The organism is Streptococcus oralis subsp. dentisani, assembly GCF_002096685.1.
Classification (GTDB): Bacteria; Bacillota; Bacilli; order Lactobacillales; family Streptococcaceae; genus Streptococcus; species Streptococcus oralis_AD.
Window position 1 is genome coordinate 18,586 of sequence record NZ_NCVA01000039.1, and the last position, 23,376, is coordinate 41,961.

A 23,376-nucleotide genomic window follows, 5' to 3' on the forward strand; every position below is an offset into this window, starting at 1 on the left:
GGTCTCCTATCTTACAAATTTTCCCAGTCAAATTCTTCAGCATCTTTGCGAAGCAATTCTTGTGCATTGCGCAATTTTTCAGTAATTTTCACAAAGATACGGAAGTCATCAAAGATGGCATCTAATTTTTTAATAACATCAAGGTCAACTAAGTCGCCACTTGGGTTAAATGCTTGAAGAGAGTGTGAGAGCAAGAATTCATCTGGTAGAACATTTGCCTTAATTTCAGGAGCATTCAAGATTTGACGAAGTTGCAATTGGGCACGAGATGAACCAAGTGTACCGTAAGAAGCACCAGTAATCATGATTGGTTTGTTCAAAAGTGGGTAAATACCGTAAGATAGCCAAGCAAGAGCGCTCATCAAAACTGCAGGGATAGAGTGGTCGTACTCAGGAGTACCGATAATCACACCATCAGATGCTTCGATTTTGGCTGCAATCTCAAGAATTTCAGCGGGAAGAAGTTTATCTGCTGGTTTGTTGAAAACAGGGATATCCTTGATTTCAACGAGTTCAATTTCAGCTTTATCAGCAAAGTGTTTTTGCATGTATTGGAGCAATTGGCGGTTTGTAGAACGTTTAGAGTTCGTTCCAACAATGGCAATAAGTTTTAGCATGAGATTTCCTTTCTCTTTTTACATAATACAATTTTGAAGGCCTGAAGAACAAGCAAGGCGTCCCTCTTTGTCGATGAGGATGGCTTCAATCCCATCTATACTTTCGACTTGCCAGAGGATAGAAGCGCTTCGTTCTCCGAAAAGGCGTGTTGTCCATATCTCACCATCAATGGATTTATCAGAGACAATCGTTAGGCTAGCAAGATCGGTTTCGACAGGAAAACCTGTCTCACTATCAAAGATATGGTGATAGTCTTTTCCATCTACTGTCAGGTGGCGTTCATAAATACCTGAAGTGACAACGGATTTATTAGAAGCAGGAATGGTTAGGAGATGCTTGCCACGAGGATTTCGCGGATCTTGAATACCGATTTGCCAGGCTTTCCCTTCTTTGGTTTGGTTATTCCCGATGGTGAGGATATTTCCTCCGAGATTGATCAAGGCAGAGGTGACACCGTGCTCTTTCAAATACTGAGCAACCTTATCTGCACTATAGCCCTTAGCTAAACAACCTAAATCAAGCTTCATTCCTTTCTTCTCTAAAAAGACAGTAGAGCTAGTCGGATCCAACTTGATAAAATGCGGGTCAACTAGAGGCAAGACAGCTTCGATTTCTTTAGAGTCTGGAAGCCGTGCATCTGCAAATCCGATTCGCCAGGTTTGAATCAAGGGACCAATACTGATATTGAGATGGCTAGAGGGAGCTAGGCTATGCTCTAGTCCAAGAGCAATCAGTTCAAATAGATCAGGATGAACCTTAACAGGCGCGATTCCAGCCTGGTAGTTGATTCCCATCAGTTCGGATTCTTGACTGTTGGCGTTGAAGCGGTATTCGAGCTCTTTGAGCAAGTCAAAAGCACCTTGAAGCAGGGTTTCTGCCTGCTCATCTACTAATGAAATCGTGATAGTTGTTCCCATCAGCCGTTCAGAACGAGAACGAAGAGGCAAGCTACCAACTCCTTTCTTCTTGTAGGAAATCATTCAAGATAAGTTAGATTAATAGAAAATTTAACCCCTTACATTTTCTTTCCATGTATCTAGCATACCATAAAGTCAGCGTTTTCACAAATAAATTTTAACAAAAGTCAAGAAATATGCTTAAAAATTGGAAGGAAATGAAACAAATAATATAGCAAAGAATAATTTTTTCTGAAAAAAAGAGAATTCCAAGCAAATACCTTGTAAACGCTAACAGTAAATGATATACTAGGAGGGTAAATTAAATTTTAAAGGTGGAATTATTCTATGAGTAAAATCGTTGTAGTTGGTGCTAACCACGCTGGTACAGCATGTATCAACACTATGTTGGACAACTTTGGACATGAAAATGAAATCGTTGTATTTGACCAAAACTCAAATATTTCATTCCTTGGTTGTGGAATGGCGCTTTGGATCGGGGAACAAATTGATGGCCCAGAAGGTCTCTTCTACTCTGATAAAGAAAAATTGGAAGCAAAAGGTGCTAAAGTTTACATGAACTCACCAGTTCTTTCAATTGACTACGATAACAAAGTTGTGACAGCAGAAGTTGAAGGTAAAGAACACAAAGAGTCTTATGATAAATTGATCTTTGCAACTGGTTCAACTCCAATCTTGCCTCCAATCGAAGGTGTTGAAATTGTTAAGGGCAACCGCGAATTCAAAGCAACTCTTGAAAATGTACAATTTGTTAAATTGTACCAAAACGCTGAGGAAGTTATTGAAAAACTTGAAGACAAGAGCAAACACCTTGAGCGCATTGCCGTTGTTGGTGGTGGTTACATTGGTGTAGAACTTGCCGAAGCTTTCGAGCGTCTTGGAAAAGAAGTAGTGCTTGTAGATATCGTAGACACTGTCTTGAACGGTTACTATGACAAAGACTTCACACAAATGATGGCGAAGAACTTGGAAGATCACAATATCCGCTTGGCTCTTGGTCAAACAGTTAAAGCCATCCAAGGTGATGGTAAAGTAGAACGCTTAGTAACAGACAAAGAAACATTTGATGTGGATATGGTTGTTCTTGCAGTTGGTTTTCGTCCAAACACAGCTCTTGCGGATGGTAAGATTGAACTCTTCCGCAACGGTGCCTTCCTTGTAGACAAGAAACAAGAAACATCTATCCCAGGTGTATACGCTGTTGGTGACTGTGCAACTGTTTATGACAATGCTCGTAAAGATACAAGCTACATCGCTCTTGCATCTAACGCTGTACGTACTGGTATTGTTGGTGCTTATAACGCTTGTGGACATGAATTGGAAGGAATCGGTGTACAAGGATCAAACGGTATCTCTATCTACGGTCTTCACATGGTTTCGACTGGTTTGACTCTTGAAAAAGCTAAAGCTGCTGGTTACAACGCAACTGAAACAGGCTTTAACGATCTTCAAAAACCAGAATTTATCAAACATGACAACCACGAAGTTGCCATCAAGATTGTCTTTGACAAAGACAGCCGTGAAATCCTTGGTGCGCAAATGGTATCTCATGACTCATCAATCGGTATGGGAATCCATATGTTCTCACTTGCTATCCAAGAGCATGTGACAATTGACAAGTTGGCATTGACAGACCTATTCTTCTTGCCACACTTTAACAAACCATATAACTATATCACAATGGCTGCACTTACAGCTGAAAAATAGAAATGGATGAACTATCTGGCCTCAACTGAAGGTCAGATAGTTTTTTTAATCCATTTGTACCCATACAATTTTTGTTTTTTTATCTTGTAGTTCATCCTTTTCTGACTTAAAATGAAATGGTAGCTACCAATATAAATGATGAGGAAAAAGAAATGACTGAAAATCGTTATGAACTAAATAAAAACTTGGCACAGATGCTCAAAGGTGGGGTTATCATGGACGTTCAGAACCCTGAACAGGCTCGTATCGCAGAGGCTGCTGGTGCGGCAGCTGTTATGGCCTTGGAGCGGATTCCAGCTGATATTCGTGCGGCTGGCGGAGTTTCTCGTATGAGTGATCCAAAGATGATTAAGGAAATCCAAGAAGCGGTCAGCATTCCAGTGATGGCCAAGGTTAGAATCGGGCATTTTGTTGAAGCTCAGATTTTAGAGGCTATTGAGATTGACTATATCGATGAGAGTGAAGTTCTTTCTCCAGCTGATGACCGTTTCCATGTGGACAAGAAAGAATTCCAAGTTCCTTTTGTCTGTGGAGCTAAGGACTTGGGTGAAGCCTTGCGTCGTATCGCTGAGGGAGCTTCCATGATTCGTACAAAAGGAGAACCGGGGACAGGAGATATCGTTCAAGCCGTTCGTCATATGCGCATGATGAATCAAGAAATTCGCCGTATTCAAAATCTACGCGAAGATGAACTTTATGTGGCTGCCAAGGACTTGCAAGTCCCTGTAGAATTGGTTCAATACGTCCATGAACATGGAAAATTACCAGTTGTAAACTTTGCAGCCGGAGGTGTGGCAACACCAGCAGATGCTGCGCTAATGATGCAATTGGGGGCAGAGGGCGTCTTTGTCGGTTCAGGTATTTTCAAATCAGGCGACCCTGTTAAACGAGCAAGTGCCATTGTTAAGGCCGTAACCAACTACCAAAATCCTCAAATTTTGGCTCAAATCTCTGAAGACCTAGGGGAAGCCATGGTTGGAATCAATGAGAATGAAATTCAAATTCTCATGGCAGAGCGAGGAAAATAGATGAAAATCGGAATACTAGCCTTGCAAGGCGCCTTTGCAGAACATGCAAAAGTGCTAGAAAAGTTAGATGTTGTTAGTGTCCAGATCAGAAATCTAGATGATTTTCAACAACATCAGAGTGACTTGTCTGGTTTGATTCTACCTGGTGGTGAGTCTACAACCATGGGCAAGCTCTTACGAGACCAGAACATGCTGCTTCCCATCCGAGAAGCCATTCTATCTGGATTACCCGTTTTTGGGACCTGTGCAGGTTTGATTTTGCTGGCTAAGGAAATCACTTCTCAGAAAGAAAGTCACCTAGCGACTATGGACATAGTAGTAGAGCGCAATGCCTATGGGCGCCAACTAGGAAGCTTCTATACAGAGGCAGAATGTAAGGGAGTTGGCAAGATTTCGATGACCTTTATCCGTGGACCAATTATCAGCAGTGTTGGAGAGGGTGTAGAAGTTTTAGCAACAGTTGATGATCAAATCGTTGCTGCGCAAGAACTGAATATGCTGGTAACCTCTTTTCATCCAGAATTGACAGATGATGCTCGCTTGCACCAGTATTTTATCAATATGTGTAAAGAAAAAAGTTGAGAAAAGATTCTCAACTTTTTTACATGAAATAAACAATAGCAATGTACTGGAGTGCAGATGCTGCTAGGATAAAGAGATGCCAAATCATGTGGAAATAAGGTTTTTTCTTAGCGTAAAATCCAGCTCCAACTGTATAACAGAGTCCGCCGGTTACCATGAGACTCCAGAAAATTGGCGTTGTTTGACTGATAATGGCAGGAATGATAGCCAGAACCAACCAGCCCATAATCAGGTAAAGGGCGAGGCTGAATTTCTCATTGACCTTTTTAGCAAAGATTTTATAGAGGATGCCAAAGATGGTCGTTCCCCACTGAATGGCAATAATGAGATAGCCAAACCAATTATTCATCAAAGTCAAGACGACTGGCGTATAAGAGCCTGCGATAGCCACATAAATCATAGAATGGTCAATGATTCGCAAGACGTATTTGTGGGTCGAACCATAGGCCATAGAGTGGTAAATGGTTGACGAGAGGAACATGAGAAATAGACTGATAACAAAGATAGAAACACCAAAAGATGATAAAAATCCGTGTGCTTCATAACTATAGGTGGATGAAATGGGGAGTAAGATGAGCATGATAATGGCACCCACAGCATGGGTTACGCTATTAGCAATCTCCTCTCCAAAACTGAGTTTTTTACTGAGTTTTAGACTGGTATTCATTGGATTTCCTCCTCTTCTTTGATAAGGATTAAGTCTAGAGTTTGATGATAGAGTTTAACCGTTTGACAGCTGGTTTGGATAATAGGATTTTCTGGATCAATCCCATGGTTCATATAGTCCACAAAAGCGTCGTAGAGCTGGTCTGAACTTGCCTGACTTTGTAGAGTATTGAGTGTGTGAGCGATTTCTTGGATTGAAAAGACAGACTTGAGAGTGGTGATGGCAATCAAACGGGCAATCTGTTTGCGTTGGTATTTTTTCTTGTCTGGCTTTGTCAGGTAACCATGTTTGACATAATTATTGACCATGGATGCTGTTAGACCCTTGTCCTTATCTGGAGAGATAGGGGCGCAGACTTGATTGACATAAAGTAAAACCTGATCCAGATAGAGGTCAATGTTTGGAATGTCTTCCCATTTTGGGTAGGAAAAGTTAGAATTCATTTCCAACTCCTTTTTATCTAGTTTTGATAACTAGATTATAAAATAATAAAAGACAAAAGTCAAGTTTCAACTGCTTGTAGAAAGTTTTAAATTATGCTATGATGAGAGAAAATAGTTAGAAATGAGGGGAAAAGATGAAGATTCGTTTAGCTTTTCCAAACGAAGTGGATGCGATTATGCAGGTGATGGAGGATGCCAAAAAGTGCTTAGCTGAGTCTGGTAGTGACCAGTGGCAAAATGGCTATCCAAATGCAGATATCATTATTGATGATATCATCTCAGGCCAAGCCTATGTGGCCTTGGAAGAAGGAGAACTACTAGCCTATGCTGCTGTGACCAAGAGCCCAGAGAAATCCTATGAAGCCATTTATGAAGGAAGTTGGCAAGGAGCAGAATCAGAATACCTGGTCTTTCACCGTATCGCTGTGGCGGCAGATGTCCAAGGGCAGGGTGTTGCTCAGACTTTCCTAGAAGGCTTGATTGAAGGTTTTGATTATCTAGATTTTCGTTCAGATACGCATGCAGAAAACAAGGCCATGCAGCATATTTTTGAAAAGCTAGGATTCCAGCAGGTCGGAAAAGTTCCAGTTGATGGGGAACGCTTGGCCTATCAGAAATTAAAAAAATGAAGCAGAAAAAGTACGCAAAGATGCTCTACCCGTCGCCAATTGGAACCTTATCCTTAGTTGCTGACGAGCAATATCTGTATGGAATTTGGGTGCAGGACCAAACTCATTTTGAGAGGGGATTAGGAGATGAAACGATAGAAGAAGTTGCTAGCCATCCTGTATTAGAGCAAGTTATTTCCTATTTAGATACCTATTTCGAAGGCAGTGTTCAGGATCTATCTGACTTACCTTTAGCTCCCATTGGAACAGATTTTGAAAAGCGGGTTTGGGATTACTTACAGGCCATTCCTTATGGTCAAACAGTAACTTACGGACAAATAGCTCAAGACCTGCAAGTGGGTTCTGCCCAAGCGATTGGCGGAGCAGTGGGGCGCAATCCTTGGTCCATCCTCGTACCCTGTCATCGTGTGCTGGGGTCAGGCAATCGCTTGACAGGCTATGCATCGGGAGTCGAAAATAAAGCCTGGCTCTTGCAACATGAAGGTGCAGCATTTCAAGAAAATAAAAAATAGAAAGAAAAGAAGATGTTAGAATTTATCGAATACCCAAAATGTTCAACTTGTAAGAAAGCAAAAAATGAATTGGATCAACTTGGCCTGGACTACAAAGATGTCCACATCGTAGAAGAAACACCAAGTGAAGACGTGATTTTGAAGTGGTTGGAAACTTCCGGTTTTGAAGTGAAACAATTTTTCAATACCAGCGGGATCAAATACCGCGAACTGGGCCTAAAAGATAAGGTGGGAAGTTTGTCAACACAAGAAGCAGCCAAGCTTCTAGCGAGTGATGGTATGTTATTGAAACGCCCAATTTTGGTGGAGAATGGTGCTGTTAAACAAATCGGCTATAGAAAAACCTATGAGGACTTAGGTTTGAGATAGTTTTTATCTATCTCCTTGATAGGTAAAATATATAGCCTCTCTGTTTTAAAGTGTGATAAACTAGAAGATAGACAAAGTCTGATCAGCCCGTAGCAAATAATTTGCTTGCGAGCAGAAGTATGATAGAATGAATCATTATCAGGAGAGGATGTTTTTATGACTGTTACAACATTTTTAGCATCAGATTGGTACCAAAGTTTGATGCAACTCATTCCGGATGGTAAGCTCTTTAGTTTGCGTTCGGTCTTTGATGGAATTCCAAGGATTGTCCAACAACTGCCTACAACCTTGATGTTAACGCTTGGAGGTGCGATTTTTGGCTTGGTGCTGGCCTTGGTTTTCGCCATTGTTAAAATCAATCGTGTTAAGATTCTATATCCCTTGCAGGCCTTTTTCGTTAGCTTTTTAAAAGGGACACCGATTTTGGTTCAGCTCATGTTGACCTACTACGGGATTCCACTTGCTCTGAAAGCACTCAATCAACAATGGGGAACTGGTTTTAATATCAATGCGATTCCAGCGGCGTTTTTTGCGATTGTGGCCTTTGCTTTTAATGAGGCGGCTTATGCAAGTGAAACGATTCGTGCAGCCATCCTTTCTGTTAATCCAGGTGAAATTGAGGCGGCGCGTAGTTTGGGTATGACGCGAGCTCAAGTTTACCGTCGCGTGATTATTCCAAATGCAGCGGTGGTAGCGACACCGACTTTGATTAACTCCCTCATCGGTTTGACTAAGGGAACTTCTCTAGCCTTTAGTGCAGGTGTTGTGGAGGTCTTTGCCCAGGCTCAGATTTTGGGTGGAGCCGATTATCGCTATTTTGAGCGCTTTATTTCCGTTGCCCTTGTTTATTGGGTAGTCAATATCGGAATTGAAAGCCTCGGTCGTTTTATCGAGAAGAAAATGGCTATTTCAGCGCCGGATACAGTACAAACAGATGTGAAAGGAGACCTTCGTTAATGATTAAGATTTCGAATTTAAGTAAATCATTTTCAGGCCAGACTGTCTTGGATCATCTGAACTTGGATATCCAAAAAGGTGAGGTAGTGGCTTTGATTGGTTCATCTGGAGCTGGGAAATCAACCTTTCTTCGTAGTTTGAACTACCTTGAAACTCCAGATAGTGGAACGATTCAGATTGACAATTTTAAAGTTGATTTTTCTCAGATTAGCCAAGAAGAAATCCTAACCCTTCGTCGCAAGTTGTCCATGGTTTTCCAACAGTTTAATTTGTTTGAACGCCGAACTGCTCTTGACAATGTCAAGGAAGGTTTGGTTGTCGTTAAAAAATTATCGGACGAGGAAGCAACAAAAATCGCTAAGGAAGAGTTGGCCAAGGTTGGTCTTTCTGACCGTGAAAACCATTATCCTCGCCACTTATCAGGTGGACAGAAGCAACGGGTTGCCCTCGCGCGTGCGCTTGCTATGAAACCAGATGTCTTGCTCTTGGACGAACCAACGTCGGCACTGGACCCAGAGTTGGTCGGTGAAGTAGAAAAGTCTATTGCAGACGCTGCCAAGTCAGGTCAGACCATGATTTTGGTCAGTCACGATATGTCTTTTGTAGCCCAAGTGGCAGACAAGGTTCTATTCCTAGATAAAGGGAAAATCATCGAGTCTGGTACACCGGATGAAATCATCAATCATCCGAAAGAAGAACGAACAAAAGAATTCTTCGCTAGTTACAAACGGACTTATATTTGATATAATAGAAAAAGGGAAACTCAGTTAGTTGGACTAGCTGAGTTTACTCTTTAAAAAAGATAGAAACGAGAGAGATCATGCTACTGCATTTATTTTCTTTGTATTTCGAGAGTTTGATCTTAACGACCATCCTTGTCGTGATTTTTCTGGGGATTTGGATTGGATTGAGAGCTATGTCTGGTGTGGACAAGACAGCCAAGGCTCGCCAAGCCCATCTCTATGATATGATTATGATTGGAGTTTTGGTCATTCCGGTGTTATCCTTTGCCGTCATGAGTTTGCTCTTGGTTTTCAAGGCATAATCCTTGCGTGACTAGCAAGAATGAGTTAGAATAAAGATAGTTACAACAAGAAAGAAGGAATCGAAATGTACGATACGATTATTGTCGGTGCTGGACCTGCGGGAATGACTGCTGCCTTATATGCTGCTCGAAGCAATCTGAAAGTGGCTTTGATTGAAGGTGGTCTGCCAGGAGGGCAAATGAATAACACATCTGATATTGAAAACTATCCAGGTTATGCCAATATCAGTGGACCTGAATTGGCTGAAAAGATGTTTGAACCACTTGAAAACCTTGGAGTGGAGCATCTTTATGGCTATGTTGAAAATATTGAAGACCATGGTGACTATAAGAAGGTAATCACTGATGATCAAGTTTACGAAACCCGTACTGTCATTGTAGCAACTGGGTCAAAACACCGTCTTTTGGGTGTTCCTGGAGAAGAAGAACTGAACAGTCGAGGTGTTTCTTACTGTGCAGTCTGTGATGGAGCTTTCTTCCGTGACCAAGACTTGCTCGTAGTCGGTGGTGGAGATTCAGCGGTAGAAGAAGCTCTCTTCTTGACTCGCTTTGCCAAGACTGTTACCATTGTTCACCGTCGTGACCAACTTCGTGCCCAAAAGGTTTTGCAAGACCGTGCTTTTGCAAATGAGAAAGTCAACTTTATCTGGGATTCTGTTGTCAAGGAAATCAAAGGTGAAAACCGAGTAGAATCTGTCGTATTTGAAAATGTGAAAACTGGTCAAGTGACTGAGCAAACCTTTGGAGGTGTCTTTATCTACGTCGGTTTGGATCCTGTTAGCGATTTTGTTAAGGATTTGAATATTCAAGATCAGGCAGGCTGGATTGTGACAGACAATCACATGAAAACTGCCGTTGACGGTATCTTTGCGGTTGGGGATGTTCGCCAGAAAGATCTTCGCCAAGTGACAACAGCAGTTGGAGATGGGGCTATCGCTGGTCAAGAAGCCTATAAATTTATCACAGAACATAGTTAAGCAAAAAAGTTTCCAATCACTTGATTGGAAACTTTTTTATAGTCTGTTTCGGAAAACTTCGTACATGAGAATGGCTGCAGCAACACTGGCATTGAGACTTTGAACATGCCCATTCATGGGAATGGTAATCATCTCATCAACCTGTTTTTTGATGTTGCTAGAGATGCCTTTTCCTTCATTTCCGATGATGAGGGCGATTTTCCCTTTTGTATTCCACTTGTAGCAAGGGGTACCGTTCATATCCGTTCCAAAGGTCCAGAAGCCTTCGTCCTTGAGTTTGTCTAGGGTTTGACTGAGGTTGGTCACTCGCGCAATCGGTACATGCTCAATAGCACCTGTGGCCGTTTTGGCAACGACAGGAGTCACTCCGACAGCACGGTGCTTGGGAATGATGACACCTGAAACATTGGTCGCATCAGCTGTTCGCAAGATTGAACCCAGATTATGAGGGTCAGTTAGACCATCCAGAATCAATAAAAGTGGATTTTCTTCTTGACGTGTTTTTGCAAGGATGTGATCCAGCTCGCTATAGGCAAATTCGGACACTCGTAGAACAAAACCTTGGTGGACAGCGCCTTCGGTCATCTCAGAGAGGGATTTTTTTGAAGTCCAAGAAATGGATACCTTCTTTTCTGTAGCCAGTTCCTTGACTTTTTCAACATTCTTACCTCGAAGATCTTCTTGGAGGTAAAGTTTATTTCCAGTGTTTGCAAGGAGGGCTTCTGTAACGGCGTGGACGCCATAGACAATATCATTTGTTTTCATGCCTCTATTATAACACAAAACCCCGTCTTGCAACGGGATTTTCTTTATTCCAGAATCAGTAAACCATCTTTAACAGCAAATGGATCTTTCTCATTGATACGATCGTAAAACATGATTCCGTTTAGGTGATCAATTTCATGTTGGACAACGATAGAGTTGTATCCTTTGAGCTTGATACGGTGTTTTTCTCCATCTTTGTCAAAGTAGTCAACGGTAACGCGGGCATGGCGAACAACATAGCCAGGCACGTTGCGGTCAACAGACAGGCAGCCTTCTCCTTCGCCAAGAGCAGCGTCTTGAACAGAGTGAGAGACGATTTTTGGATTGTACATAATAGCTTGCAAGTCGTAGGCTTCCTGTGGAGTTTCACCTTCTTCAACAATATTTGGGACCAAAACAGCGATAATGCGTTTTGAGATATCCAGCTGGGGAGCAGCAAGTCCAACACCACCGCGTAGCCCCATTTTCTCAGCCATAACAGGATCCTGAGAATGTTTGAGGAATTGCATCATCTTTTCACCAAGGATGATTTCCTGGTCAGACAGTGGGAAAGTGACCTCCTCAGCAACTGCGCGAAGCGTCGGATTCCCCTCGCGGATAATATCGTTCATATCAATTAAGTGAGCAGCTTTTGTAATACGTTCTATTGCAGACATTTTCTCTCCTTTCATTACCTCTACATGATAACACAAAATAGGCGAGAAAGAAAGTCGCAGAAGTTTCTAAAAAATAATATAATAAACGATATTCCCCTTTTGTCTGTGGTATAATAAAAGAAAAGACTTGCAGTAAAAGCAAGGGGGGAATAAAGATGGAAAAGCGACAAGATAGACGGTCTCATGGAGCTATTGATGGATTGTTGGAGAAAAGTATTGGTTTCTTTCGGAATTATAAATCCTGGACCAATGCTCAGTTTATTATTGTGTTACTGCTTGCAGTTGCCTTATCCATGGGGGGGAACTTATTAGTTCGAGCAGTACAAGGTAGTAAGGGAACGAGTCCTAGTAGTCAAACTCTTGATTCTGCAAGTACTTCCAGTCAATCCAAGGAAGATCAGTCTGGTGAAACGACGGCGCGTATCATGGCAAATGGTGACCTTCTTTATCATATCCCCATCTACCGAACAGCTCTTAAAGAAGATGGGACCTATGATTTCCATGAAAATTTTGAGTATGTAAAACCCTGGCTCAAACAAGCGGATTTGGTGATTGGTGACTTTGAAGGAACGGTGAACAAGGACCACTACTTGGCAGGTTATCCTCTCTTTAATGCACCAGGGGAAGTCATGGATGCGATCAAGGATGCAGGCTACCAAGTTCTAGACTTGGCTCATAATCACATCTTGGATTCTCAAATTGAGGGAGTGGTTTCGACGGCTCAAGCTATTGAAAAGGCTGGAATGACACCCATCGGAGTCTACACGCATGAATCCCGAGACCAAGCACCTATAGTCATCAAGGAAGTCAATGGTATCAAGGTAGCTCTCCTGGCCTATTCTTACGGTTTTAATGGCATTGAGCAGTATATCTCTCAAGAGGACTATAATCGCTATCTTTCTGATTTGAATGAAGATAAGATGAAGGCAGAAATCGAGCGTGCAGAGAAGGAGGCGGATATTACTGTCATCATGCCTCAGATGGGAATTGAGTACCAGCTAGAACCAACGGAAGAACAGAAAACACTGTACCATAAGATGATTGACTGGGGAGCAGATATTATCTTTGGAGGGCATCCTCACGTCGTTGAACCTGCTGAAACAGTTGAAAAAGATGGTGACAAAAAACTGATCATCTACTCCATGGGAAATTTCCTCTCAAATCAACGCATTGAAACCATGCAAGACGAGGAAAATGCCAAGTGGACGGAGCGCGGTGTTCTCATGGATGTGACCATTAAGAAAAAAGATGGCAAGACTAGGATTGAAACGGCCAAAGCGCATCCTACTTGGGTCAATCGAACACCCAAAGGGACTTACTCTCCAGAAGGCTATCCGCTCTTCCTCTATCAGACCTATATCCTAGAGGACTTCATCGAGGGAGGCAGTCACCGTGAGCAGTTGGATGAGGCGACCAAGGAACGAATTGACACGGCCTATAAAGAAATGAATGAACATGTAGGGTTGAAGTGGTAGGTACTCGCCCTAAAGGAGATATGATGACGATTAAATTAATTGCAACAGACATGGATGGAACCTTGCTAGACCCAAGGGGGCAGCTGGATTTGCCCCGCTTGGAAAAGATTTTAGATCTGCTGGATCAAAGGGATATTCGTTTTGTCATTGCGACGGGGAATGAAGTTCACCGTATGAGGCAATTACTAGAACACTTGGCGAGTAGAGTAGTTCTAGTCGTTGCCAATGGGGCGCGTATTTTTGAAAACAATAAACTGATTCAAGCGCAGACCTGGGATGATGCCATGGTTGATAAGGCTTTAGTTCATTTTAAAGGGAGAGAGTGCCGAGATCAGTTTGTCGTAACAGGTATGAAGGGTGGTTTTGTCAAGAAAGGGACTGTTTTTACAGACCTAGAAAAATTTATGACACCAGAGATGATTGAAAAGTTCTATCAACGAATGAATTTTGTGGAAGACTTGCAAGCTGACCTCTTTGGTGGAGTGTTAAAGATGAGCATGGTTGTTGGAGAGGAACGTTCTAGTTCTGTTTTGCAGGAAATCAATGACCTCTTTGATGGGCGTGTAAGAGCTGTTTCCAGCGGTTATGGTTGCATTGACATCCTCCAAGCCGGGATTCATAAAGCATGGGGATTGGAAGAATTACTCAAGCGCTGGGATTTGACATCGGAACAGATCATGGCTTTTGGTGATAGTGAAAATGATGTCGAAATGTTAGAGCTGGCTGGAATTGCCTATGCGATGGAAAATGCAGCTGATAATGTCAAGGCAGTTGCGACTGCCCTGGCACCAGCCAACAGCCAGGCGGGCGTTTATCAAGTTCTAGAGAATTGGTTAGAGAAAGAGGGATAGGGTGGCAGTACAGTTATTAGAGAATTGGCTCCTAAAAGAGCAGGAGAAGATTCAAACCAAGTATCGTGAATTGAATCAAGTTTCTGTCCTAGAGCCAGATGTAATTTTTATCGGCGATTCGATTGTGGAATATTATCCTCTACAAGAGTTGTTTGGGACTGCAAAGACGATTGTCAATCGTGGCATCCGAGGCTACCAGACGAAACTGTTATTAGAGAATCTAGATGCCCATCTTTATGGTGATGCTGTGGATCAAATTGTTCTCCTAATTGGGACAAATGATATTGGAAAAGATATTCCCATGAATGAAGCCTTGGATAATCTCGAGCGTGTAATCCAATCGATTGCCAGAGAATATCCGCTGTCACAAATAAAGCTCCTTTCCATTTTGCCAGTCAATGAGGGAGAGAAATACAAGCAGACAGTATATATTCGTACCAATGAAAAGATTAGAGAATGGAATCAAGCCTATGATGCTCTAGCATCCGCCTATGTGCAGGTAGATTTTGTGCCGATTTATGATAGTTTGACGGATTCAGAAGGGCAACTTCAATCAGCCTATACAACGGATGGCCTCCATCTAAGTGTAGCCGGTTATCAAGCCTTATCAGAAGCCTTAAAAGGGGTTCTTTTCTAAAGAAACGGCTTGATTTTGCATTTTTTTTGAAGATAGGTTATAATAGTTCTAATATCCTGGGGTCGTTACGGATTCGACAGGCATTATGAGGCATATTTTGCAACCCGTGTGGCGACGTAAACGCTCAGTTAAATATAACTGCAAAAAATAACACTTCTTACGCTCTAGCTGCCTAAAAACCAGCAGGCGTGACCTGATTTGGATTGCTCGTGTTCAATGACAGGTCTTATGATTAGCGAGATACGATCAAGCCTTGTCTAGTGGTTTGATAAGAGATTAATAGACTCGCAGTTCCTAGGCTTGAGTTATGTGTCGAGGGACTGTTAAAACAATACATAACCTATGGTTGTAGACAAATATGTTGGCAGGTGTTTGGACGTGGGTTCGACTCCCACCGGCTCCATTATTCTTTCACAAAACTTTATAAAACGTTGTTAAATCAACGTTTTTTTATTTTTGCCTTTGGTATTCCTTGGCAGTCTTTTGTAAAAAAAGGATACAACAAAGGATACAACATTTTTGTCGTATCCCCAAAATAATTTTTCTTTTCTACGGAAGACATGGGATTCGAACCCACGCACGCTGTTACACGCCTACCGCGTTTCCAACACGGCCTCTTAAGCCTCTTGAGTAATCTTCCAATGCTTACTAAAATAGTCTACCATAAAGCGCTTCATCTTGCAATAAAAATTTTGGAAATGAGAAAAATGATAGTTTTTGAAAGAAAGTGATAAAAAATGCTTGACTTTGGTAGAGAATGTGATAGAATAATTAGTGTAAACGATAACAGGAGGTGATTAGGTGTTAAAAACTGAGCGGAAGCAACTGATTTTAGAGGAGTTAAATCAACATCATGTAGTTTCCCTAGAAAAATTGGTTAGTCTATTAGAAACATCAGAATCAACGGTACGAAGAGATTTGGATGAGTTGGAAGCGGAGAACAAGCTTCGCCGTGTACATGGAGGAGCAGAATTGCCTCACTCCTTGCAGGAAGAAGAAACCATCCAAGAAAAATCTGTCAAAAACCTTCAAGAAAAGAAACTGCTGGCTCAGAAAGCGGCCTCTCTTATTAAGGAAAAAGATGTTATCTTTATCGATGCTGGAACGACAACAGCTTTTCTGATCAAGGAATTGACCAATAAGGATATTACCGTTGTGACCAACTCCATTCACCATGCGGTTCAGCTGGTTGAAAAGCAGATTCCAACTGTCATGGTTGGAGGAAGTGTGAAGATGGCAACAGATGCTTGTATCGGTGGTGTTGCTCTTAACCAAATCAATCAATTGCACTTTGACCGTGCCTTTATTGGGATGAATGGTGTCGACGATGGCTATTATACAACTCCAGATATGGAGGAAGGAGCTGTGAAACGTGCTATTTTGGAGAATGCCAAACAAACCTATGTCTTGGTGGATTCATCTAAGATTGGACAAACTTGCTTTGCCAAGGTAGCACCACTTAAACGCGCTATTGTCATCACAAGTCAAGGGCATGAGCTCTTGCAGGCTATTAAGGAGAAAACGGAGGTAATAGAAGTATGATTTATACAGTCACGCTCAATCCATCCATTGACTATATCGTTCGCTTGGATCAAGTTCAAGTCGGTAGTGTCAATCGTATGGACAGTGATGATAAGTTTGCTGGTGGCAAAGGAATCAATGTCAGTCGTGTTTTGAAACGCTTGGATATTCCAAATACAGCGACTGGATTCATTGGAGGTTTTACTGGTAAATTTATCACAGATACTTTGGCAGAAGAGGAAATCGAAACTAGTTTTGTCCAAGTAGCAGAAGATACTCGTATCAATGTTAAAATCAAAGCAGACCAAGAAACAGAAATCAACGGAACGGGTCCAAATGTCGAACCCGCTCAGCTAGAAGAGTTAAAATCGATTTTAACAAGTCTGACAGCGGAAGATACAGTTGTGTTTGCGGGTTCAAGTGCTAAAAATCTAGGCAATGTCATCTACAAGGATTTGATTGCATTGACACGCCAGACGGGTGCGCAAGTGGTTTGTGACTTTGAAGGACAAACCTTGATTGATAGTTTGGACTACCAGCCACTTTTGGTTAAACCAAACAATCACGAACTTGGAGCTATCTTTGGAGTAAAACTTGAAAGTTTAGATGAAATCGAGAAATATGCTCGTGAGTTGCTGGCTAAAGGTGCTCAAAACGTCATTATCTCTATGGCTGGGGACGGTGCCCTCCTTGTCACATCTGAAGGAGCTTACTTCGCTAAACCCATCAAGGGAACAGTGAAAAATTCAGTGGGGGCTGGCGACTCTATGGTCGCTGGATTTACCGGTGAATTTGTCAAATCTAAAGATGCGGTAGAAGCCTTCAAATGGGGAGTGGCTTGTGGAACGGCAACTACCTTCTCGGATGACTTGGCAACAGCGGAATTTATTAAAGAAACATATGAAAAAGTTGAGGTAGAAAAACGATGAAAATTCAAGACCTATTGAGAAAAGATGTCATGTTGCTGGATTTGCAGGCAACTGAAAAAACAGCTGTCATCGAAGAGATGATTAAAAGTTTGGTAGATCACGGTTATGTGACAGATTTTGAAACCTTTAAAGAAGGAATTTTAGCGCGTGAAGCTCTAACTTCCACTGGTTTGGGTGACGGAATTGCTATGCCTCATAGCAAAAACTCTGCTGTAAAAGAAGCAACGGTTCTTTTTGCCAAGTCAAACAAGGGTGTTGACTACGAAAGCTTGGATGGGCAACCAACAGACCTCTTCTTCATGATTGCAGCTCCGGAAGGTGCCAATGATACTCACTTGGCAGCCTTGGCAGAATTGTCTCAATACTTGATGAAAGATGGTTTCGCTGACAAACTTCGCCAAGTAACATCTGCAGATCAAGTTATCGAACTATTTAACCAAGCTTCAGAAAAAGCTGAGGAGCCTGTTCAAGCACCTGCTAATGACTCTGGCGACTTTATCGTAGCTGTTACAGCTTGTACGACAGGTATTGCCCACACATACATGGCTCAAGAAGCCCTTCAAAAAGTAGCTGCTGAAATGGGTGTTGGGATTAAGGTTGAAACCAACGGTGCCAGCGGTGTTGGAAACCAATTGACTGCAGAGGACATCCGCAAGGCTAAAGCTGTTATCATCGCAGCAGACAAGGCTGTTGAGATGGACCGCTTTGACGGAAAACCTTTGGTTAATCGCCCGGTTGCAGACGGTATCCGTAAGACTGAAGAATTGATCAACTTGGCTCTTTCAGGAGATGCTGAAGTTTATCGTGTCGCTAATGGAGCAAAAGCTGCAACAGCATCTAATGAAAAACAAAGCCTTGGTGGTGCCTTCTACAAACACTTGATGAGTGGTGTATCTCAAATGTTGCCATTTGTTATCGGTGGTGGTATCATGATTGCCCTTGCTTTCTTGATTGACGGTGCTTTGGGTGTGCCTCAAGATAGTCTTGGCAATCTCGGATCCTACCATGAACTCGCTTCTATGTTCATGAAAATCGGTGGCGCTGCCTTTGGCTTGATGCTTCCAGTTTTTGCAGGATACGTAGCCTATTCTATCGCTGAAAAACCAGGTTTGGTAGCTGGTTTCGTTGCTGGTGCTATTGCCAAAGAAGGTTTTGCCTTTGGTAAAATTCCTTATGCCGCAGGTGGTGAAGCAACTTCAACTCTTGCAGGTGTCTCATCTGGTTTCCTAGGTGCCCTTGTTGGTGGATTTATCGCAGGTGCCTTGGTTCTCGCTATCAAGAAATATGTTAAAGTTCCTCGTTCACTTGAAGGGGCAAAATCAATCCTTCTCTTGCCACTTCTTGGAACAATCTTGACAGGATTTGTCATGCTGGCTGTCAACATTCCAATGGCAGCAATCAACACTGCTATGAATGACTTCCTAGGCGGTCTTGGAGGAGGTTCAGCTGTCCTTCTTGGTATTGTTCTTGGTGGAATGATGGCTGTCGACATGGGTGGACCTGTTAATAAAGCAGCTTATGTCTTTGGTACAGGTACGCTTGCAGCGACTGTTTCTTCAGGTGGTTCTGTAGCTATGGCGGCAGTTATGGCTGGAGGAATGGTGCCACCACTTGCCATCTTTGTCGCAACCCTTCTTTTCAAAGATAAATTTACCAAAGAAGAACGCAACTCTGGTTTGACAAACATCATCATGGGCTTGTCATTCATCACTGAGGGAGCGATTCCGTTTGGTGCTGCTGACCCAGCTCGTGCGATCCCAAGTTTCATCCTTGGTTCTGCGGTGGCAGGCGGACTCGTTGGTCTTGCTGGTATCAAACTCATGGCGCCACACGGAGGAATCTTCGTCATCGCCCTTACTTCAAATGCCCTACTTTACCTAGTCTTTGTCTTGATTGGTGCAATCGTAAGCGGTGTGGTTTATGGTTACCTACGCAAACCACAAGCATAAAAAGGATCAGAATAGAAAGATTGTACCCTTTGGTGCAATCTTTTTCTCTGTTCGAAATGGCTGTGAAATATGGTATAATAAAAGAATGGCAAACAAGAATACTACAAAGACAAGACGAAGACCGTCTAAAGCAGAACTTGAAAGAAAACAGGCTATTCAGAGGATGTTGATTTCCTTAGGAATTGCCTTATTGTTGATTATTGCAGCCCTCAAACTCGGCGCGGCAGGTGTCACTCTTTACAATCTCATTCGACTGGTTGTCGGAAGTTTGGCCTACGTGGCTATAGGTGCCCTCCTCATCTATCTTTTTCTTTTTAAATGGATACGCAAGAAGGAGGGGCTTCTGTCAGGATTTCTCTGTATCTTCGCTGGCTTGCTCTTGATTTTTGAGGCCTACTTGGTATGGAAATATGGCTTGGAGCAGTCAGTTCTAAAAGGGACCTTGGCTCAAGTTATGACGGATCTGACTGGTATCCGGGTGACTAGCTTCGCTGGTGGAGGCCTGCTTGGTGTTGGACTTTATATCCCCATAGCCTTTCTTTTCTCCAATATCGGATCGTACTTTATTGGAGTTCTCTTGATTCTAGTTGGGGCACTCTTGGTTAGTCCTTGGTCTATTTATGATGTTGCAGCCTTTATTGGAGCTCAGTTCAGATCCTTCATGGAAAAACAGGAACAGAGAAAACAGGAACGCTTCATCAAGAGAGAAGAAGAGAAGGCTCGTCAAGAAGCTGAAGAAGCAGCTAGAATCAAGAGAGAACAAGAAGAACAGGATGCACTACCGCTTCCTCCTGTAGATCCTGAAACTGGAGAAATCTTACCAGAAGTACCAGACTACGAACTTTCACCAATTCCTGAGGAAGAATGGAGTGAACCGGAGATTATCCTCCCTCAAGCTGACTTTGAAGTTCCAGAAGAGGAAGAAGACTTTGAGGATGAAGAGGTGCAGGTTGATTTTTCTGCCAAAGAAGCTCTCGAATACAAACTGCCAAGCTTGCAACTCTTTGCGCCAGATAAACCCAAAGATCAGTCCAAGGAAAAGAAGATTGTTCGAGAAAATATCAAAATCCTAGAAGAAACCTTTGCTAGTTTTGGTATCAAGGTGACGGTTGAACGGGCTGAAATTGGACCATCAGTAACCAAGTATGAAGTCAAGCCAGCAGTTGGTGTACGGGTTAACCGCATTTCCAATCTGGCAGATGACTTAGCGCTGGCTCTGGCGGCCAAGGATGTTCGGATTGAGGCTCCAATACCTGGTAAATCCTTAGTCGGAATTGAGGTTCCTAACTCTGAGATCGCGACCGTTTCCTTCCGCGAACTCTGGGAACAGTCTCAAACAAAACCAGAAAATCTCCTTGAAATCCCTCTAGGGAAGGCGGTCAATGGAACTGCTCGAACCTTTGACCTTTCCAAGATGCCGCACCTACTCGTGGCAGGTTCGACAGGATCAGGGAAGTCAGTTGCAGTTAACGGTATTATTGCCAGCATTCTCATGAAAGCAAGACCTGACCAGGTCAAGTTTATGATGGTGGATCCTAAGATGGTTGAGTTATCCGTTTACAATGACATTCCACACCTCTTGATTCCAGTTGTGACCAATCCACGAAAGGCCAGCAAGGCTCTGCAAAAGGTTGTGGATGAGATGGAAAACCGTTATGAACTCTTTGCTAAGGTTGGTGTGCGAAATATCGCTGGTTACAATGCTAAGGTCGAGGAATTTAATAGCCAGTCTGAGTACAAACAAGTAGCGCTTCCTTTGATTGTTGTCATTGTGGATGAGTTGGCAGACCTCATGATGGTGGCTAGCAAGGAAGTGGAAGATGCCATCATTCGTCTCGGACAGAAGGCGCGTGCCGCAGGGATTCACATGATTCTCGCAACGCAACGTCCATCGGTTGATGTTATCTCTGGTCTTATCAAGGCCAATGTCCCCTCTCGTGTGGCTTTTGCAGTTTCATCAGGTACAGACTCACGAACCATCTTGGATGAAAATGGAGCAGAAAAATTGCTTGGTAGAGGAGACATGCTCTTTAAACCAATCGATGAAAATCACCCAGTCCGTCTACAAGGATCCTTCATCTCAGATGATGATGTCGAACGCATTGTAAACTTCATCAAGGCTCAGGCGGATGCGGACTACGATGAGAGTTTTGATCCAGGTGAGGTTTCTGAAAATGAAGGAGAATTTTCAGATGGTGAAGCTGGCGGCGATCCGCTTTTTGAAGAAGCTAAGGCTCTGGTTATCGAGACGCAGAAAGCCAGTGCTTCGATGATTCAGCGTCGTTTGTCGGTTGGATTTAACCGTGCGACCCGCCTTATGGAAGAACTCGAAATGGCAGGTGTTATCGGTCCAGCTGAAGGAACCAAACCGCGAAAAGTATTGCAACAATAAAAAAACAGCTTCTTTCCAAATTTGGAAAGAAGTTATTTTTGTGATTACTGGTTCGTTTTAGTTTCAGAATTCGTCGTATTTGACTGTGTACCGCTATCACTTGTTTCTTTTGTTGAGGAAGGTGTAGAAGAATCCTGAGTTGTTGTTTTCTTATCTTCTTTTTGCTCTTCTTTTTTATTGGATTGAGAAGTTTCTTCTTGCGGGGTATTTTCTTTAGTAGAAGTATTGTCCTTGTTAGGTGTAGTATTTTCCTGAGGCGATTCCTTTTGAATTTCCTTGACAACAGTTGTTTGGGTTGTTGTCGGTTCTTTTTTGTTGTTTTTGTTATTATCCATGGCGTTCATGATGGTGATAGTAGCAGTGATTAGGCCAAGGATACTACCGATGGTAGCAATCGTTTTTTGAAAGACAGTGAATCCCTTTTTGATGTGTTCTGTTTTTGGTTTTGAAGTTCTACGATAGTTAGACATGATACTCTCCTTTGATTATGATTTATTATACCTCATTTCTTTAAAAAAATCTTAAAAAAAGAGAAACCTCCCTTTCTTGTCGCAAGCTTCGTTTCATGATACAATAGAAGGAGTGATTTTAGAAAGCGTGAGAAAACATGATCTACTTTGATAATTCGGCAACGACCAAGCCTTATCCTGAAGCACTTGAGACCTATATGCAGGTCGCTTCAAAAATTCTAGGAAATCCTTCTAGTCTCCATCGTTTGGGAGATCAGGCAACACGAATTTTAGATGCTTCCCGTCAGCAAATTGCAGATTTAATTGGCAAGAAGAGAGATGAAATCTTCTTTACCTCTGGTGGAACAGAAGGGGATAACTGGGTCATCAAGGGTGTGGCCTTTGAAAAAGCCCAGTTTGGCAAGCACATCATCGTATCAGCAATTGAACATCCAGCAGTCAAGGAATCAGCCCTCTGGCTGAAAAGTCAAGGTTTTGAGGTGGATTTTGCTCCGGTTGATGAGAAAGGATTTGTGGATGTTGAGGCTCTAGCGAATTTGATACGACCTGATACGACGCTTGTTTCAGTCATGGCTGTGAACAATGAAATCGGCTCTATCCAGCCCATTGAAGCTATTTCAAAACTTTTGGCAGACAAGCCGACCATTTCCTTCCACGTTGATGCGGTTCAGGCACTTGCTAAGATTCCGACTGAAAAGTATCTGACAGATCGAGTGGATTTTGCAACCTTCTCAAGTCATAAGTTTCATGGTGTCAGAGGCGTTGGCTTTGTCTATATCAAGTCTGGTAAGAAAATTACGCCTCTTTTGACAGGTGGTGGTCAAGAGCACGATTATCGCTCAACAACTGAAAATGTGGCAGGAATTGCCGCAACAGCCAAGGCTCTCCGTTTGTCTATGGAAAAGTTAGCTATCTTTGCTAGTAAGGCAGGGCAGATGAGATCAGTCATTCGCCAAGCGCTTTTGGACTATCCAGATATTTTTGTCTTTTCAGATGAGGAAGACTTTGCCCCTCATATCCTGACTTTTGGGATTAAAGGTGTTCGTGGTGAAGTCATTGTTCACGCTTTTGAAGACTATGACATTTTCATTTCGACAACCTCTGCTTGTTCGTCCAAGGCAGGAAAACCTGCGGGGACCTTGATTGCCATGGGAGTGGACAAGGAGAAGGCCCAGTCAGCTGTGCGCCTAAGTCTGGACCTGGAAAATGATATGAGTCAGGTTGAGCAGTTTTTGACCAAGCTAAAATTAATCTACAATCAAACTGGAAAAGTAAGATAG

25 protein-coding genes, 1 tRNA gene and 1 other RNA gene are annotated in these 23,376 nt (G+C 42.6%); 19 read left to right on the forward strand and 8 right to left on the reverse strand.

The window, feature by feature from the left end; genetic code table 11:
- Nucleotides 1-11: 11 nt before the first annotated feature.
- Nucleotides 12-617, reverse strand: coding sequence for an NADPH-dependent FMN reductase (locus B7705_RS02845; protein WP_000915929.1), 606 nt, complete (start codon nt 615-617; stop codon nt 12-14).
- 18 nt (nt 618-635) lie between these two features.
- On the reverse strand, nt 636-1,565 hold the full coding sequence (locus tag B7705_RS02850; RefSeq protein WP_084948143.1) for an FAD:protein FMN transferase: 930 nt from the start codon (nt 1,563-1,565) through the stop codon (nt 636-638).
- A 297-nt stretch (nt 1,566-1,862) separates the two neighbouring features.
- On the opposite strand from B7705_RS02850, the gene nox reads away from it, so the two are divergent.
- The 3 genes from nox (at nt 1,863) to pdxT (ending at nt 4,852) form a co-directional block, all read left to right on the forward strand.
- Nucleotides 1,863-3,242, forward strand: a complete 1,380-nt coding sequence (nox, locus tag B7705_RS02855; RefSeq protein WP_000036763.1) for a H2O-forming NADH oxidase — start codon at nt 1,863-1,865, stop codon at nt 3,240-3,242.
- A gap of 152 nt (nt 3,243-3,394) precedes the next feature.
- Nucleotides 3,395-4,270 carry a pyridoxal 5'-phosphate synthase lyase subunit PdxS gene (gene pdxS, locus B7705_RS02860; protein WP_000138520.1) on the forward strand — a complete coding sequence of 292 codons (876 nt, stop codon included), beginning with the start codon at nt 3,395-3,397 and terminating at the stop codon, nt 4,268-4,270.
- Nucleotides 4,271-4,852 (forward strand): pyridoxal 5'-phosphate synthase glutaminase subunit PdxT, encoded by a 582-nt coding sequence (gene pdxT / locus B7705_RS02865; protein WP_084947598.1) that lies wholly within the window; start codon nt 4,271-4,273, stop codon nt 4,850-4,852.
- A 19-nt stretch (nt 4,853-4,871) separates the two neighbouring features.
- On the opposite strand, the gene trhA is transcribed toward pdxT, so the two are convergent.
- Together trhA and B7705_RS02875 are read right to left on the reverse strand one after the other, a co-directional pair.
- Entirely contained in the window at nt 4,872-5,519 is a 648-nt protein-coding gene (trhA, locus tag B7705_RS02870; protein ID WP_084947601.1) for a PAQR family membrane homeostasis protein TrhA, read from the reverse strand.
- Nucleotides 5,516-5,962, reverse strand: a complete 447-nt coding sequence (locus tag B7705_RS02875; RefSeq protein WP_038805003.1) for a DUF1836 domain-containing protein — start codon at nt 5,960-5,962, stop codon at nt 5,516-5,518. The genes trhA and B7705_RS02875 overlap by 4 nt, the downstream gene beginning before the upstream one ends.
- A 134-nt stretch (nt 5,963-6,096) precedes the next feature.
- Between B7705_RS02875 and B7705_RS02880 the strand changes: the two genes are divergently transcribed.
- From B7705_RS02880 to trxB, 7 genes are all read left to right on the forward strand, one after another.
- Nucleotides 6,097-6,591: a GNAT family N-acetyltransferase gene (locus B7705_RS02880; RefSeq protein WP_084947602.1), complete on the forward strand. Its 495-nt coding sequence runs from the start codon at nt 6,097-6,099 to the stop codon at nt 6,589-6,591.
- Complete coding sequence (locus tag B7705_RS02885) at nt 6,588-7,103, forward strand: methylated-DNA--[protein]-cysteine S-methyltransferase (RefSeq protein ID WP_084947605.1); 516 nt, start codon at nt 6,588-6,590, stop codon at nt 7,101-7,103. Before B7705_RS02880 ends, B7705_RS02885 begins: the two co-directional genes overlap by 4 nt.
- Before the next feature lie 12 nt (nt 7,104-7,115).
- Complete coding sequence (locus B7705_RS02890) at nt 7,116-7,472, forward strand: arsenate reductase family protein (RefSeq protein WP_084947607.1); 357 nt, start codon at nt 7,116-7,118, stop codon at nt 7,470-7,472.
- 156 nt (nt 7,473-7,628) lie between these two features.
- The gene (locus tag B7705_RS02895) at nt 7,629-8,429 is read left to right on the forward strand and encodes an amino acid ABC transporter permease (RefSeq protein WP_084947610.1); all 801 of its coding nucleotides are present in this window, start codon (nt 7,629-7,631) and stop codon (nt 8,427-8,429) included.
- Nucleotides 8,429-9,172, forward strand: coding sequence for an amino acid ABC transporter ATP-binding protein (locus B7705_RS02900; protein WP_000590992.1), 744 nt, complete (start codon nt 8,429-8,431; stop codon nt 9,170-9,172). The genes B7705_RS02895 and B7705_RS02900 overlap by 1 nt, the downstream gene beginning before the upstream one ends.
- A 77-nt stretch (nt 9,173-9,249) precedes the next feature.
- Complete coding sequence (locus B7705_RS02905) at nt 9,250-9,474, forward strand: DUF4059 family protein (RefSeq protein WP_000924293.1); 225 nt, start codon at nt 9,250-9,252, stop codon at nt 9,472-9,474.
- Between the two features lie 65 nt (nt 9,475-9,539).
- A complete protein-coding gene (gene trxB / locus B7705_RS02910; protein WP_084947612.1) occupies nt 9,540-10,451 on the forward strand; it encodes a thioredoxin-disulfide reductase in 912 nt (303 codons plus the stop codon).
- 36 nt (nt 10,452-10,487) lie between these two features.
- Here the strand turns inward: trxB and rlmB are convergent, their stop codons facing one another.
- Both rlmB and def read right to left on the reverse strand, forming a co-directional pair.
- Entirely contained in the window at nt 10,488-11,216 is a 729-nt protein-coding gene (rlmB, locus tag B7705_RS02915; protein WP_084947614.1) for a 23S rRNA (guanosine(2251)-2'-O)-methyltransferase RlmB, read from the reverse strand.
- 44 nt (nt 11,217-11,260) lie between these two features.
- Entirely contained in the window at nt 11,261-11,872 is a 612-nt protein-coding gene (gene def / locus B7705_RS02920) for a peptide deformylase (RefSeq protein ID WP_042767740.1), read from the reverse strand.
- A gap of 155 nt (nt 11,873-12,027) precedes the next feature.
- On the opposite strand from def, the gene B7705_RS02925 reads away from it, so the two are divergent.
- The 4 genes from B7705_RS02925 (at nt 12,028) to ssrA (ending at nt 15,241) form a co-directional block, all read left to right on the forward strand.
- Nucleotides 12,028-13,347 carry a CapA family protein gene (locus B7705_RS02925; RefSeq protein ID WP_080980458.1) on the forward strand — a complete coding sequence of 440 codons (1,320 nt, stop codon included), beginning with the start codon at nt 12,028-12,030 and terminating at the stop codon, nt 13,345-13,347.
- A 23-nt stretch (nt 13,348-13,370) separates the two neighbouring features.
- The gene (locus tag B7705_RS02930) at nt 13,371-14,198 is read left to right on the forward strand and encodes a Cof-type HAD-IIB family hydrolase (RefSeq protein WP_065371700.1); all 828 of its coding nucleotides are present in this window, start codon (nt 13,371-13,373) and stop codon (nt 14,196-14,198) included.
- Between the two features lies 1 nt (nt 14,199).
- On the forward strand, nt 14,200-14,835 hold the full coding sequence (locus B7705_RS02935) for an SGNH/GDSL hydrolase family protein (protein WP_084947616.1): 636 nt from the start codon (nt 14,200-14,202) through the stop codon (nt 14,833-14,835).
- A 58-nt stretch (nt 14,836-14,893) separates the two neighbouring features.
- Nucleotides 14,894-15,241, forward strand: a transfer-messenger RNA (tmRNA) gene (ssrA, locus tag B7705_RS02940).
- A 146-nt stretch (nt 15,242-15,387) separates the two neighbouring features.
- Here the strand turns inward: ssrA and B7705_RS02945 are convergent.
- A tRNA-Ser gene (locus tag B7705_RS02945) sits at nt 15,388-15,475 on the reverse strand.
- 161 nt (nt 15,476-15,636) lie between these two features.
- On the opposite strand from B7705_RS02945, the gene B7705_RS02950 reads away from it, so the two are divergent.
- The 4 genes from B7705_RS02950 (at nt 15,637) to B7705_RS02965 (ending at nt 21,626) form a co-directional block, all read left to right on the forward strand.
- Nucleotides 15,637-16,377, forward strand: coding sequence for a DeoR/GlpR family DNA-binding transcription regulator (locus B7705_RS02950; RefSeq protein WP_084947619.1), 741 nt, complete (start codon nt 15,637-15,639; stop codon nt 16,375-16,377).
- Nucleotides 16,374-17,285, forward strand: a complete 912-nt coding sequence (gene pfkB, locus B7705_RS02955; RefSeq protein WP_084947622.1) for a 1-phosphofructokinase — start codon at nt 16,374-16,376, stop codon at nt 17,283-17,285. Before B7705_RS02950 ends, pfkB begins: the two co-directional genes overlap by 4 nt.
- The gene (locus B7705_RS02960) at nt 17,282-19,234 is read left to right on the forward strand and encodes a PTS fructose transporter subunit IIABC (protein WP_084947624.1); all 1,953 of its coding nucleotides are present in this window, start codon (nt 17,282-17,284) and stop codon (nt 19,232-19,234) included. Before pfkB ends, B7705_RS02960 begins: the two co-directional genes overlap by 4 nt.
- A gap of 85 nt (nt 19,235-19,319) precedes the next feature.
- Complete coding sequence (locus tag B7705_RS02965; RefSeq protein ID WP_084948145.1) at nt 19,320-21,626, forward strand: DNA translocase FtsK; 2,307 nt, start codon at nt 19,320-19,322, stop codon at nt 21,624-21,626.
- Between the two features lie 44 nt (nt 21,627-21,670).
- Here the strand turns inward: B7705_RS02965 and B7705_RS02970 are convergent, their stop codons facing one another.
- Nucleotides 21,671-22,096, reverse strand: a complete 426-nt coding sequence (locus B7705_RS02970) for a DUF6556 family protein (protein WP_084947627.1) — start codon at nt 22,094-22,096, stop codon at nt 21,671-21,673.
- 137 nt (nt 22,097-22,233) lie between these two features.
- On the opposite strand from B7705_RS02970, the gene B7705_RS02975 reads away from it, so the two are divergent.
- The gene (locus tag B7705_RS02975) at nt 22,234-23,376 is read left to right on the forward strand and encodes a cysteine desulfurase family protein (RefSeq protein ID WP_084947629.1); all 1,143 of its coding nucleotides are present in this window, start codon (nt 22,234-22,236) and stop codon (nt 23,374-23,376) included.

What these genes read in the sequence shown, in the direction of transcription:
- B7705_RS02845 (WP_000915929.1), bottom strand. Translation starts at nt 617, where the DNA reads ATGCTAAAACTTATTGCCATTGTTGGAACGAACTCTAAACGTTCTACA.
- nox (WP_000036763.1), top strand. Translation starts at nt 1,863, where the DNA reads ATGAGTAAAATCGTTGTAGTTGGTGCTAACCACGCTGGTACAGCATGT.
- pdxS (WP_000138520.1), top strand. Translation starts at nt 3,395, where the DNA reads ATGACTGAAAATCGTTATGAACTAAATAAAAACTTGGCACAGATGCTC.
- pdxT (WP_084947598.1), top strand. Translation starts at nt 4,271, where the DNA reads ATGAAAATCGGAATACTAGCCTTGCAAGGCGCCTTTGCAGAACATGCA.
- trhA (WP_084947601.1), bottom strand. Translation starts at nt 5,519, where the DNA reads ATGAATACCAGTCTAAAACTCAGTAAAAAACTCAGTTTTGGAGAGGAG.
- B7705_RS02875 (WP_038805003.1), bottom strand. Translation starts at nt 5,962, where the DNA reads ATGAATTCTAACTTTTCCTACCCAAAATGGGAAGACATTCCAAACATT.
- B7705_RS02880 (WP_084947602.1), top strand. Translation starts at nt 6,097, where the DNA reads ATGAAGATTCGTTTAGCTTTTCCAAACGAAGTGGATGCGATTATGCAG.
- B7705_RS02885 (WP_084947605.1), top strand. Translation starts at nt 6,588, where the DNA reads ATGAAGCAGAAAAAGTACGCAAAGATGCTCTACCCGTCGCCAATTGGA.
- B7705_RS02890 (WP_084947607.1), top strand. Translation starts at nt 7,116, where the DNA reads ATGTTAGAATTTATCGAATACCCAAAATGTTCAACTTGTAAGAAAGCA.
- B7705_RS02895 (WP_084947610.1), top strand. Translation starts at nt 7,629, where the DNA reads ATGACTGTTACAACATTTTTAGCATCAGATTGGTACCAAAGTTTGATG.
- B7705_RS02900 (WP_000590992.1), top strand. Translation starts at nt 8,429, where the DNA reads ATGATTAAGATTTCGAATTTAAGTAAATCATTTTCAGGCCAGACTGTC.
- B7705_RS02905 (WP_000924293.1), top strand. Translation starts at nt 9,250, where the DNA reads ATGCTACTGCATTTATTTTCTTTGTATTTCGAGAGTTTGATCTTAACG.
- trxB (WP_084947612.1), top strand. Translation starts at nt 9,540, where the DNA reads ATGTACGATACGATTATTGTCGGTGCTGGACCTGCGGGAATGACTGCT.
- rlmB (WP_084947614.1), bottom strand. Translation starts at nt 11,216, where the DNA reads ATGAAAACAAATGATATTGTCTATGGCGTCCACGCCGTTACAGAAGCC.
- def (WP_042767740.1), bottom strand. Translation starts at nt 11,872, where the DNA reads ATGTCTGCAATAGAACGTATTACAAAAGCTGCTCACTTAATTGATATG.
- B7705_RS02925 (WP_080980458.1), top strand. Translation starts at nt 12,028, where the DNA reads ATGGAAAAGCGACAAGATAGACGGTCTCATGGAGCTATTGATGGATTG.
- B7705_RS02930 (WP_065371700.1), top strand. Translation starts at nt 13,371, where the DNA reads ATGACGATTAAATTAATTGCAACAGACATGGATGGAACCTTGCTAGAC.
- pfkB (WP_084947622.1), top strand. Translation starts at nt 16,374, where the DNA reads ATGATTTATACAGTCACGCTCAATCCATCCATTGACTATATCGTTCGC.
- B7705_RS02960 (WP_084947624.1), top strand. Translation starts at nt 17,282, where the DNA reads ATGAAAATTCAAGACCTATTGAGAAAAGATGTCATGTTGCTGGATTTG.
- B7705_RS02965 (WP_084948145.1), top strand. Translation starts at nt 19,320, where the DNA reads ATGGCAAACAAGAATACTACAAAGACAAGACGAAGACCGTCTAAAGCA.
- B7705_RS02970 (WP_084947627.1), bottom strand. Translation starts at nt 22,096, where the DNA reads ATGTCTAACTATCGTAGAACTTCAAAACCAAAAACAGAACACATCAAA.
- B7705_RS02975 (WP_084947629.1), top strand. Translation starts at nt 22,234, where the DNA reads ATGATCTACTTTGATAATTCGGCAACGACCAAGCCTTATCCTGAAGCA.